8 protein-coding genes are annotated in these 12,570 nt (G+C 63.2%); 6 read left to right on the plus strand and 2 right to left on the minus strand.

The features are described 5' to 3' along the window. Positions 1–56: 56 nt before the first annotated feature. Complete coding sequence (locus tag RCCGE510_RS22435) at positions 57–2,342, minus strand: NADP-dependent malic enzyme (RefSeq protein ID WP_007633760.1); 2,286 nt, start codon at positions 2,340–2,342, stop codon at positions 57–59. A gap of 113 nt (positions 2,343–2,455) precedes the next feature. Here RCCGE510_RS22435 and mutS point away from each other — a divergent pair, with 113 nt between their 5' ends. From mutS to murJ, 4 genes are all read left to right on the plus strand, one after another. Continuing rightward, positions 2,456–5,182, plus strand: coding sequence for a DNA mismatch repair protein MutS (gene mutS, locus RCCGE510_RS22440; protein WP_007633761.1), 2,727 nt, complete (start codon positions 2,456–2,458; stop codon positions 5,180–5,182). Positions 5,183–5,196: 14 nt separating this feature from the next. Continuing rightward, complete coding sequence (locus tag RCCGE510_RS22445) at positions 5,197–5,472, plus strand: hypothetical protein (protein WP_007633762.1); 276 nt, start codon at positions 5,197–5,199, stop codon at positions 5,470–5,472. A gap of 109 nt (positions 5,473–5,581) precedes the next feature. Continuing rightward, positions 5,582–8,488, plus strand: a complete 2,907-nt coding sequence (locus RCCGE510_RS22450) for a [protein-PII] uridylyltransferase (RefSeq protein ID WP_007633763.1) — start codon at positions 5,582–5,584, stop codon at positions 8,486–8,488. 24 nt (positions 8,489–8,512) lie between these two features. Next, entirely contained in the window at positions 8,513–10,093 is a 1,581-nt protein-coding gene (gene murJ, locus RCCGE510_RS22455; protein WP_007633764.1) for a murein biosynthesis integral membrane protein MurJ, read from the plus strand. 217 nt (positions 10,094–10,310) lie between these two features. Here murJ and RCCGE510_RS22460 read toward each other — a convergent pair whose 3' ends face one another. Continuing rightward, on the minus strand, positions 10,311–10,739 hold the full coding sequence (locus RCCGE510_RS22460; protein WP_007633766.1) for a D-Ala-D-Ala carboxypeptidase family metallohydrolase: 429 nt from the start codon (positions 10,737–10,739) through the stop codon (positions 10,311–10,313). Between the two features lie 189 nt (positions 10,740–10,928). On the opposite strand from RCCGE510_RS22460, the gene RCCGE510_RS22465 reads away from it, so the two are divergent. Further along, complete coding sequence (locus RCCGE510_RS22465; protein WP_007633767.1) at positions 10,929–11,339, plus strand: VOC family protein; 411 nt, start codon at positions 10,929–10,931, stop codon at positions 11,337–11,339. Positions 11,340–11,460: 121 nt separating this feature from the next. Then, a complete protein-coding gene (gene trpS / locus RCCGE510_RS22470) occupies positions 11,461–12,525 on the plus strand; it encodes a tryptophan--tRNA ligase (protein ID WP_007633768.1) in 1,065 nt (354 codons plus the stop codon). Positions 12,526–12,570 lie beyond the last annotated feature (45 nt).

Consider the following 12,570-nt stretch of genomic DNA (forward strand, 5'->3'; position numbering starts at 1 on the left):
GCCGGCCGACGTGTTGTCGGCCGGCCGCAGAATGCCGACTCATATGGGAGGCGAGTTTACGAACCCGCGCCATAAGCAGCGATTGCCGCCATGTTGACGATGTCGCTGTCCTTGGCGCCCATCGAAGTGATCTGCACCGGCTTGTCGACGCCGACAAGGATCGGGCCGATCACCGTGGAGCCGCCGAGTTCCTGCAGCATCTTGGTCGAGATCGAGGCCGAGTGGAAAGCCGGCATGACCAGCACGTTGGCAGGACCCGAGAGACGGCAGAACGGATATTGCTCCATCACCTTGCGGTTCAGCGCGACATCGGCGGCCATCTCGCCGTCATATTCGAAATCGACGCGGCGCTTGTCGAGGATCTTCACTGCCTCGCGCACCCGCTCCGAGCGTTCGCCGGAGGGGTGGCCGAAGGTGGAATAGGCCAGCAGGGCGACACGCGGCGGATAACCCATGCGCCGCGCGAGACCAGCCGCCTCTTCGGCGATATCGGCAAGTTCCTCGGCCGTCGGCATGTCGTGTACGGCGGTATCGGCCACGAAGACCGTGCGGCCGCGGCAGAGCGCCAGCGATACGCCGATAATGCGATGGCCGGGCTTCTTGTCGATGCAGCGGCGCACATCTTCGAGCGCCGTCGAATAATTGCGGGTGATGCCCGTCACCATGCCGTCGGCGTCGCCGAGCGCCACCATGGTGGCGGCGAAATGGTTGCGGTCGTTGTGGATCAGCCGCTGGGCATCGCGGTAGAGATAACCCTGGCGCTGCAGCCTGGCATAGAGATAGTCGATATAGGCCTCGACCCGCGTCGAGATACGGGCATTGACGATCTCGAGGCCCGGCCGGTTGAGATCGATGCCGGCGCGTTCCGCCGTTGCCCGGATCAGGTCCTCGCGGCCGAGCAGGATGGCGGTGCCAAGCTGCTGGTTGGCGTAGGACATCGCGGCGCGCAGGACCTGTTCCTCCTCGGCCTCGGCAAAGACGATCCGCTTCGGGTGCCGGCGGACACGCTCGTAAAGCCGTGCCAAGGTCGAGGCGATCGGATCGCGGCGCGCCGAAAGCTCGCGGGCGTAACCGGCCATGTCGGTGATGACCTTGCGGGCGACGCCGCTTTCGATCGCGGCTTCAGCGACCGCGACCGGGATCGCCGAGATCAGCCTGGGATCAAAGGGAACGGGGATGATGTATTGCGATCCGAAACGCGGCCGGTTGCCCTGATAGGCCGCAACCACGTCATCGGGCACATCCTCGCGGGCAAGGTTTGCCAGCGCCTTGACGGCGGCGATCTTCATCGCGTCGTTGATTGTGGAGGCACGGACGTCGAGAGCGCCGCGGAAGATATAGGGAAAGCCGAGGACGTTGTTGACCTGGTTCGGGTAGTCCGAACGGCCGGTCGCCATGATGGCGTCATCGCGGATGCGGGCCACCTCTTCCGGGGTGATCTCGGGATCGGGATTGGCCATGGCGAAGATGATCGGCCGCTCGGCCATCGAGCGGATCATCTCGGCCGAGAAGGCGCCCTTCTGCGACAGGCCGAAAACGACGTCGGCGCCCTCCATCGCCTCCTCAAGCGTACGCGTGTCGGTCTTTGCCGCATGCGCCGACTTCCACTGGTTCATGCCCTCGGTGCGGCCCTGGTAGATGACACCTTTGGTGTCGCAGAGGATGATGTTCTCAGGCGCAAAACCCATCGCCTTGATGAGCTCGATACAGGCGATCGCCGCAGCACCGGCACCATTGCAGACGAGCTTCGTCGACTTCAGGTCGCGGCCGGTCAGCTCCAGCGCATTGATCAGGCCGGCGGCGGCGATGATCGCCGTTCCATGCTGGTCGTCATGAAAGACGGGAATATCCATCAGCTCGCGCAGCCGGCTTTCGATGACGAAACAATCCGGCGCCTTGATATCCTCGAGGTTGATGCCGCCGAAGGAGGGGCCGAGAAAGCGCACGCAGTTGATGAACTCGTCGACATTTTCCGTATCGATCTCAAGATCGATCGAATCGACGTCGGCGAAGCGTTTGAACAGCACCGCCTTGCCTTCCATGACCGGCTTGGAAGCCAGTGCGCCGAGATTGCCGAGACCGAGGATCGCCGTGCCGTTGGAAATGACCGCGACCATGTTGCCGCGCGCCGTGTAATCATAGGCCGTCTGCGGATCGGCAGCGATCGCCTTGACGGGAACGGCAACACCCGGCGAATAGGCAAGCGAGAGGTCGCGCTGCGTCGCCATCGGCTTGGTCGGGACGACTTCCAGCTTCCCCGGCCGGCCCATGGCGTGAAATTCAAGCGCCTCCTGGTCGGTAACTGATGTCGCCGGCCGGTCGTTCTTATCGATATCGGGCATAAATCCTCCAACGTCCTGTGGGCGACGCTTTGCTCTTCCTCAAATGCTGTTGTCATCTATAGCGGCGCGCGGATAGGGTTGGCACCTGTTTTTTTGGGAAAAACTCCACCTCCGTGAACGCACGAATAGACACAGAGAATGAAGCCTTTTCGGCTGCCGAGCTTGCCACGGCGGAAAGCCGTGCCTCGGCAACGCCGATGATGGAGCAATTCATCGAGATCAAGGCGAACAATCCGGGTTCGCTGCTCTTCTATCGCATGGGCGACTTCTACGAGCTGTTCTTCGAAGATGCGCTGGAAGCTTCCCGCGCGCTCGGCATCACCCTGACGAAACGCGGCCAGCACATGGGCCAAGATATCCCGATGTGCGGCGTTCCGGTGCATGCGGCCGACGATTATCTGCAGAGGCTGATTTCCCTCGGCTTCCGCGTCGCCGTCTGCGAGCAGATCGAGGATCCGGCCGAAGCGAAAAAACGCGGCGGCAAATCCGTCGTCAAGCGCGATGTCGTCCGCCTGGTCACACCCGGCACGATCACCGAGGAAAAGCTGCTTTCGCCCTCGGAATCCAACTATCTGATGGCGCTGACCCGCATTCGCGGCGGAGCCGAACCCTTGCTGGCGCTGGCCTGGATCGATATTTCCACAGGCGTCTTCCGGCTTGCCGAGACCGAAGCCTCGCGGCTGCTTGCCGATATCCTGCGCATCGATCCGCGCGAACTCATCCTGCCCGACACGATCTTCCACGATCCGGAACTCAAGCCGGTCTTCGACGTGCTCGGCCGCACCGCGGTGCCGCAGCCTTCCGTGCTGTTCGACAGCGCCAGCGCCGAAGGCCGGATCGCGCGTTATTTCGGCGTCGCGACGCTCGACGGATTCGGCACCTTCTCGCGCGCCGAATTGGCGGCAGCGGCCGCGGCGGTGGCCTATGTCGAGAAGACGCAGATCGCCGAGCGGCCGCCACTTGGAAAGCCGGAGCGGGAAAGTGCGGCGTCGACGCTGTTCATCGATCCCGCCACCCGCGCCAATCTGGAACTGGCCCGGACGCTGTCTGGCGACCGCAACGGCTCGCTCCTGAAAGCGATCGACCGCACCATTACCGGTGGTGGGGCGCGGCTTCTTGCCGAGCGGTTGATGTCGCCGCTGACCGACCCCGCCCGCATCAATGCGCGGCTCGATTCGATCGGCTTCCTGATCGACGAGCCCCTGCTCTGCGGCAATCTGCGCGACACGCTGAAACATGTGCCTGATATGCCGCGGGCGCTGTCGCGCCTGGCGCTCGACCGCGGCGGCCCACGCGATCTCTCAGCGATCGGCCAAGGCCTTCAAGCGGCGAGCGAAGTTGCGGCCATGCTTGCAAGCGCGATGCTGCCCGACGAGCTTGGCCAGGCGCTGTCCGAACTGCAAGCGCTTCCCGCGGGCCTGGACAAGCTGCTGGCCGAGACCCTTGCCGAGGAACTGCCGCTGTTGAAGCGCGACGGCGGCTTCCTGCGCGACGGCGCCAGCGCCGAGCTCGACGAAGTCCGGGCACTGCGGGACCAGTCGCGCCGGGTGATCGCCGGCCTGCAATTGCAATATGCCGAAGAGACCGGCATCCGGTCGCTGAAGATCAAGCACAACAATATCCTCGGCTATTTCATCGAGGTGACGGCCGGCAATGCCTCTCCGATGACCGAGACGGCGGAAGCCAAGGCCCGCTTCATCCACCGCCAGACGATGGCGAGCGCTATGCGCTTCACCACCACCGAACTTGCCGATCTCGAAAGCCGCATCGCCAACGCCGCCGATCGAGCGCTGACGATCGAACTCGCCGCTTTCGAGAAGATGACGGCGGCCGTGGTTGCGGAAGCCGAAGCGATCAAATCCGGCGCCCGGGCGCTTGCCATAATCGATGTCGCAGCAGGCCTGGCGCTTCTCGCCGAGGAGCAGGCCTATTGCCGCCCGCAGGTCGACGGCTCGAAGATGTTTGCCATCGAGGGCGGGCGCCATCCGGTCGTCGAGCAGGCGCTGCGGCGGCAGGCAGGCGGCCCCTTTGTCGCCAACAATTGCGATCTCTCGCCGAAATCAGGCGACAGGGACGGCGCGATCTGGCTGCTGACCGGGCCGAACATGGGCGGCAAGTCGACCTTCCTGCGGCAGAACGCGCTGATCGCTATCCTGGCGCAGATGGGCTGCTTCGTGCCGGCGACATCAGCCCATATCGGCATCGTCGACCGGCTTTTCTCGCGCGTCGGCGCCTCCGACGACCTGGCGCGCGGGCGCTCCACCTTCATGGTCGAGATGGTCGAAACCGCTGCGATCCTCAACCAGGCAAGCGACCGTTCGCTCGTCATCCTCGACGAGATCGGCCGCGGCACTGCCACCTTCGATGGCCTGTCGATCGCCTGGGCCTCCGTCGAGCACCTGCATGAAGCCAACCGCTGCCGCGGCCTCTTCGCCACGCATTTCCATGAGCTGACCGTGCTTTCGGAAAAGCTTGGCCGGCTATCGAACGCCACGATGCGGGTCAAGGAATGGGACGGCGACGTCATCTTCCTGCACGAGGTCGGGCCGGGTGCGGCGGACCGCTCCTACGGCATCCAGGTCGCGCGCCTTGCCGGGCTTCCGGCCTCGGTCGTGACACGGGCCCGCGATGTGCTGACCCGCCTGGAGGATGCCGACCGCAAGAACCCGGCGAGCCAGCTGATCGACGACCTGCCGCTCTTCCAGGTGGCGGTGCGCCGCGAGGACACGGCCCGCGGATCGTCCAAGGTCGAGGAGGCGCTGAAGGCGATGAGCCTTGACGACATGACGCCGCGCGAGGCAATGGATGCGCTTTACGACCTCAAGAAGAAACTGAAATAGGGCAGCGGTACGCGATGTTCATGGAAAAGCTGGTTCGCGAAACGGAGCGCCTCTCGCTCATCTGCTCGATGCTCGATACGATGCGGCGCGCCGATGCCGACCGCAACGCGCGCGGCTGGACGTCGCCGATCGGCATGCTGAAAATTACCCGCTGCTGCGCTATGATCTCGGAGCTCGGCACGTCGATCGCCAAGGCAGGCTATCGCGAATGCGACCGGCAGTCGCTTGAGGAGATCATGAGAGAGACACGGCAGGTGCTGCATTTGCTGAATGCGCGGGCCGCCCTTTGAGCTTTTCGGGAAAGCCGTCGTGCGGGCTTACCAACACCATTTCGCCAAATTTAAAGGTTCATGCAGTATGAAGGCCCGTGTCAATCGCGGGGCAAAGGGATTATAGCGCATGCAGACGAAACACGAGGCGAGCCAGGATCAGGCCGTCCGGCATGAACAGGAAACCGCCCCGGCGGCAGCGATGCGCGACCTCGATTTTTCCCATATCCTCGACGTCGAACTCTTGCAGAAGCAGTGCGACGCCGTTGCCGAGGCCAACCGCAACCGGCCCGACGTGCTGCGCGCCGATCTTCTGGCGGCCCTGAAAAAGGCAAGCGCCGAAGGCCGGCAGAAGGCGCGGGCCGCACTGATGGCCGATGGCGGCGGCCTGAATTGCGCCTACCGGATTTCCTGGCTGCAGGACCAGATCATCACCGTCCTCTACAATTTCGCCACCGCCCATATCTTTCCGCAGCAGAAGGACAAGTTCGCGGTCACCGCCGTCGGCGGCTATGGCCGCGACACGCTGGCGCCGGGCTCGGATATCGACCTGCTTTTCCTCTTCCCGCCGAGGCCGGCTGAGGAGACGCACAAGGCGGTTGAATTCATGCTCTACGTGCTCTGGGACATGGGCTTCAAGGTCGGCCACGCCACCCGCACGGTGGAGGAATGCATCGCGCTTTCCAAGTCGGACATGACGATCCGCACCGCCATCCTGGAGATGCGCTATATTTGCGGCCTGCAGCGGCTGGAAACCGAGCTCGAGACCCGCTTCGACAAGGAAATCGTCACCGGCACCGGCCCGGAATTCATCGCTGCCAAGCTTGCCGAGCGCGACGAGCGCCACCGCAAGGCGGGTGATACGCGCTATCTCGTCGAACCGAACGTCAAGGAAGGCAAGGGCGGGCTTCGCGACCTGCACACGCTGTTCTGGATCTCGAAATATTATTATCACGTGCGCGACCAGGCGGAACTGGTCAAGCTCGGCGTGCTGTCGAAGCACGAATATCGCCTGCTTGAGAAAGCCGACGATTTTCTCTGGGCGGTGCGCTGCCATATGCACTTTCTGACCGGCAAGGCCGAGGAGCGGCTGTCCTTCGACATCCAGCGGGAGATCGCCGAAGCCTTCGGCTATCACACCCGCCCGGGCCTTTCGGCGGTCGAGCGCTTCATGAAGCACTATTTCCTCGTCGCCAAGGATGTCGGCGATCTCACCCGCATCCTCTGCGCCGCGCTCGAAGACCAGCAGGCGAAGTCGATCCCCGGCCTCACCGGCGTCATCAGCCGCTTCACTCATCGCAATCGCAAGATCGCCGGCAGCGTCGAATTCGTCGAGGACCGCGGCCGCATCGCGCTTGCCGACGCCGAGGTGTTCAAGCGCGATCCGGTCAGCATCCTCCGGCTGTTCCACGTCGCCGACATCAACGGGCTGGAATTCCACCCGGATGCGCTGAAACGCGTCACCCGTTCGCTGGCGCTGATCGATAACAATCTGCGGGAAAACGACGAGGCGAACCGCCTGTTCATGTCGATCCTGACCTCGAAGCGCGATCCAGCGCTCATCCTGCGGCGGATGAACGAGGCCGGCGTGCTCGGCCGCTTCATTCCCGAATTCGGCAAGATCGTCGCGATGATGCAGTTCAACATGTATCACCACTATACGGTCGACGAACATCTGATCCGCACCGTCGACGTTCTCGCCGAGATCGACCAGGGACGCTCCGAGGATCTGCATCCGCTCGCCAACAAGCTGTTCTCAGGCATCGAGGATCGCGAGGCGCTTTATCTCGCCGTGCTGCTTCACGACATCGCCAAGGGCCGCCAGGAGGATCATTCGATCGCCGGCGCCCGCGTCGCCCGCAAGCTTTGCATCCGCTTCGGCCTGTCGCAGAAGCAGACGGAAATCGTCGTCTGGCTGATCGAGGAACATCTGACGATGTCGATGGTGGCCCAGACCCGCGACCTCACCGACCGCAAGACGATCACCGATTTTGCCGACCGCGTCCAGTCGCTCGACCGGCTGAAGATGCTGCTGATCCTGACGATCTGCGACATCCGCGCCGTCGGTCCGGGCGTCTGGAACGGTTGGAAGGGCCAGTTGCTGCGCACCCTCTACTACGAAACCGAGCTGCTGCTCGCCGGCGGTTTTTCGGAGGTCTCCCGCAAGGAGCGCGCCAATGCCGCTGCCGAGGCGCTGCATTCGGCACTCGCCGACTGGAGCCAGAAGGACCGCAACACCTATACCAAGCTGCACTATCAGCCCTATCTGCTCTCCGTGCCGCTGGAAGACCAGATCCGCCACGCCCATTTCATCCGCCAGGCCGACAAATCCGGCCAGGCGCTCGCCACGACGGTGCGCACCGACAGTTTCCACGCGATCACCGAGATCACCGTACTGTCGCCGGACCATCCGCGCCTGCTCGCCGTCATCGCCGGAGCGTGTGCCGCGGCCGGCGCCAACATCGTCGACGCGCAGATCTTCACGACATCGGACGGGCGGGCACTCGACACCATCCATGTCAGCCGCGAATTTACCGACGATGCCGACGAGCTGCGCCGTGCCGCGACAATCGGACGGATGATCGAGGACGTGCTGTCCGGCCGCAAGCGGCTGCCCGAGGTGATCGCCACGCGCGCGCGCCACCGCAAGAAGAACAAGGCCTTCGTCATTCCGCCGTCGGTCAACATCACCAACAGCCTGTCGAACAAGTTCACGGTCATCGAGGTCGAATGCCTCGACCGGCCGGGGCTGCTGTCGGAGATCACCGCCGTGCTATCCGATCTGTCGCTCGACATCCAGTCGGCCCGCATCACCACCTTCGGCGAGAAGGTGATCGACACTTTCTACGTCACCGACCTTGTGGGACAGAAGATCTCCGGCGACAGCAAGCGCGCCAACATCACCGCCCGGATGAAGGCCGTCATGGCCGAGGAGGAAGACGAGCTGCGCGAGCGCATGCCTTCCGGCATCATCGCGCCGGCCGCTACCGCCCGGACATTGCCCTCAGCCGAAAAGAAAGCCGATTCCCCCGCATGAGCGACCAAGCATGAGCCCCCACGAATGAGCCTCGTCAAGAAATTCGCAACCGTCGGCGGCGCCACCCTCGGCAGCCGCATCTTCGGCTTCGCCCGCGAAACGCTGATGGCGGCCGCACTCGGCACGGGACCGATGGCCGACGTCTTCTATGCCGCCTTCCGTTTTCCGAACCTCTTCCGCCGGCTGTTTGCCGAAGGCGCCTTCAACGCCGCCTTCGTGCCGCTTTTTGCCAAGGAGATCGAGGCGAACGGCACGGATGGCGCCAAGCGCTTTTCTGAGGAAGTCTTCGGCGTCCTGTTTTCGGTGCTGCTGCTCATCACCATCGTGATGGAGCTTGCCATGCCGCTCCTGGTGCGCTTCGTCATCGCGCCGGGTTTTGCCGACGACCCCGAGAAATTCTCGATCACCATCCGCATGGCGGCGGTGATGTTTCCGTATCTGATGTGCATGTCGCTGACGGCGATGATGAGCGGCATGCTGAATTCGCTGCATCATTTCTTCGCCGCCGCAATCGCGCCGGTTTTCCTCAACGTGGTGATGATCGGGGCCCTGTTTTATGCACTCCATACCGGTGCCGATCCGCTGACGACGGCCTGGTATCTCTCCTTTGGCGTTCTTGCCGCCGGCGTCCTGCAGCTCGCCGTCGTCTATGTCGGCGTGCTTGCTGCCGGCATGAGCATCGGCTTCCGCTTCCCGAAGATGACCCCGAACGTCAAGCGGCTGCTGATCCTGGCGGTGCCGGCTGCGGTGACCGGCGGCATCACCCAGATCAACCAGCTGATCGGCCAGGCGATCGCCTCCTCTCGCGAGGGCGCGATCGCAGCGCTGCAATATGCCGACCGGATTTACCAGCTGCCGCTCGGCGTCGTCGGCGTCGCCGTCGGTGTGGTGCTGCTGCCGGAACTTGCCCGGGCGCTGAAGGGCGGCAATCTGCGCGAAGCCGGAAACCTGCAAAACCGCTCGATCGAATTCGTGCTGTTCCTGACGATCCCCGCCGCCTTCGCGCTGTGGATCCTTTCCGACGAGATTATCCGCGTGCTCTACGAACGCGGCGCCTTCCATCAGGAAAACACCGCCGTCGTCGGCTCGATCCTGGCGATTTACGGCATCGGCCTGCCGGCCTTCGTGCTGATCAAGGCGCTGCAGCCGGGCTTCTACGCGCGTGAGGACACCAAGACGCCGATGCGCTTTTCGGCGATCGCAGTTGCCACCAACTGCGCCACGGCGCTGACCCTCTTTCCCTATATGGGCGCCCCCGGCATTGCCGTTGCCGAAGCCACCGCCGGCTGGATCAGCACCGTGCTGCTGTTCACCACGCTTTTGCGCCGCGGCCATCTGACATGGGAATGGGCGCTGGCAAAACGTACCGCCCTGTTGATCGTCGCCGCAGCCGTCATGGGTGGCGCCATCGTCTTCCTCAAGCAGCACTTTGCGCCTTCGCTGGCTTCCGGCGCGCCGCTTCTGACCAAGATCGGCACCCTCGGACTGCTGATTGCGATCGCCATGCTGGTCTATTTCGCAGCCGCCTTCCTGATCGGCGGAGCAAATCTCGGCATGATCCGGCGCAATCTGAACCGCAAGCCGGCGCCGGCAAAGGACGGTTAAGGCTAGGGAGATTGCTGAGAGAAGCCCCTCATCCGGCTGCCGCCACCTTCTCCCCGCGCGCGGGGCGAAGGGGATATGCGGCGACCTCTCCGTCCCTCGCAAACGTCTTGCGGGCACGTCCCCTCTCCCCGTTTTTTACGGGGAGAGGGTTAGGGTGAGGGGCAACCTTGAGGGCAAAACCCGGACAACCATTGCACACGGCCGAGCAGCGCTTGCATTAACAATCGACCCATCGCCGCTGCGGTCCGACGTCGACATGGACGATACCGTTGCAATAGGTGCCGATGCCGCCGATGCCCGGCGCGCTTCTGGCGGCTGCGATGATGGTGCGCTCGGAGAGGCCGGGCATCCTGATATCGGCCGCCAGGCATTTTCCGTGCAGGGACCCGTGACGGCGGGGATGCGGCCGGAGGCCGGAGGTGATCATCGGCCGGCGTCCGGTTTTTGCGGCAATATGCGACAGGACCGCCCGAAGACGCTCGGGAAAACAGCCGGCACGAACGCTGACGGTCTGGACTGTATAGGCAAGGCGGGCCTCATGCTTGGAAAGATGAAGGACCGGTCTTTTGCTGTCTTGACCGAAGGCGCTGGTTGCGGATTGTAGGGCGAAAAGGCCTGCCATGGCGAGCAAACTGGCGTTCTGCATGGTCCCCTCCGGGCGGTTGACACGGCGGCCATTGGGCCGATGCCGCGCGGTGGAGGATTCTCAGTTCAATAAAAGCTTTTCTGTGAAATTTTATACTCAATTGTGAGTAAGAAGCTTGATCACTTTGGCTTAAAATCAGAGATATGGCCGATCAAACTTGGAATAAACGTCTCAATCGGGAGATAGACCATGACGATCCAGTCGCTTTTCCTCGTCACCCTTGTGGTCGACGACTACGACCGCGCCAAGGCTTTCTATTGCGATTGCCTCGGTTTCGACTGCCTTCAGGATGAGACGCAGCCGGAGGGAAAGCGCTGGGTGGTGGTGAAGCCGAAGGGTGGGGCCAGGGTTGGAGACGGCGCCGCGTTTCTGCTGGCGCAGGCGGCAGATGCGACGCAGCGCGCGGCGATCGGCAACCAGACGGGCGGCCGTGTCGGCTTCTTTCTGAAGACCGACGATTTCGCCCGCGACCATGCCGCAATGCTTGCGGCCGGCGTACGCTTTCTCGAAGAGCCGCGGCATGAGGTCTACGGCACGGTTGCGGTGTTTGCCGATCCCTACGGCAATAGCTTCGATCTGATCCAGCATCACGCTGCCTGAACCTCTTGATTGCGGCCTGTTGCCCGTGCATAAGCCGCGGCGTTAGCAACATGGGCGAAAAGCCCTGCTGCAATGCAGCCATTTAAAGCTGTGGGCCCTCCACCAGCCTATTGAGGACGACATGAGCGAATTCAAGAAACTCGTATTCTCCGGCGTGCAGCCGACCGGCAATCTGCATCTCGGCAATTATCTCGGCGCGATCCGGCGGTTCGTGGCGCTGCAGGACGGCAATGACTGCATCTACTGCGTCGTCGACATGCATGCGCTCACCGCCCAACTCGTGCATGAGGACATGCCGAGCCAGACGCGCTCGATTGCCGCCGCTTTCATCGCCGCCGGCATCGATCCGGAAAAGCATATCGTCTTCAACCAGTCGGCCGTGCCGCAGCATGCCGAACTTGCCTGGATCTTCAATTGCGTCGCCCGCATCGGCTGGATGAACCGCATGACGCAGTTCAAGGACAAGGCCGGCAAGGACCGCGAGCAGGCATCGCTCGGTCTTTACGCCTATCCGAGCCTGATGGCCGCCGACATTCTCGTCTACCGCGCCACCCACGTGCCGGTTGGAGAGGATCAGAAGCAGCATCTGGAGCTTGCCCGCGACATCGCGATGAAGTTCAACCTCGATTATGCCGAGCACATCAGCAGGACCGTTTATGGCATCGACATCACCGTCGGCAACGAGCCGGTGCATGCCTATTTCCCGATGGTCGAGCCGCTGATCGGCGGGCCGGCGCCGCGCGTCATGTCGTTGCGCGACGGCACCAAGAAAATGTCGAAATCCGATCCTTCCGACCTCTCGCGCATCAATCTGATGGATGACGAGGACGCAATCTCGAAGAAGATCCGCAAGGCAAAGACCGATCCGGACGGCCTGCCGAGCGAGATCGACGGGCTGCAGGGCCGCCCGGAAGCCGATAATCTGGTGGCGATCTATGCCGCACTTGCCGACAAGTCGAAGGCCGACGTGCTTGCCGAATTCGGCGGCCAGCAGTTCTCGATCTTCAAGCCGGCACTGGTCGATCTCGCCATCCATGTGATGGCGCCGATCACCGGCGAGATGCGCCGGCTGATGGACGATACCAGCCATATCGACGCGATCCTGCGCAAGGGCGGCGAACGCGCCAGGGCACGCGCCGAAGTGACGATGAGCCAGGTGCGCGACGTCATCGGCTTCCTCTATTGAGGGTGATCTCTTCTTCCCCCGCTTGGGGGCGAAGGGAACCTTCTC

Source organism: Rhizobium sp. CCGE 510, from assembly GCF_000292525.1.
In the GTDB taxonomy this organism is placed as follows: Bacteria; Pseudomonadota; Alphaproteobacteria; order Rhizobiales; family Rhizobiaceae; genus Rhizobium.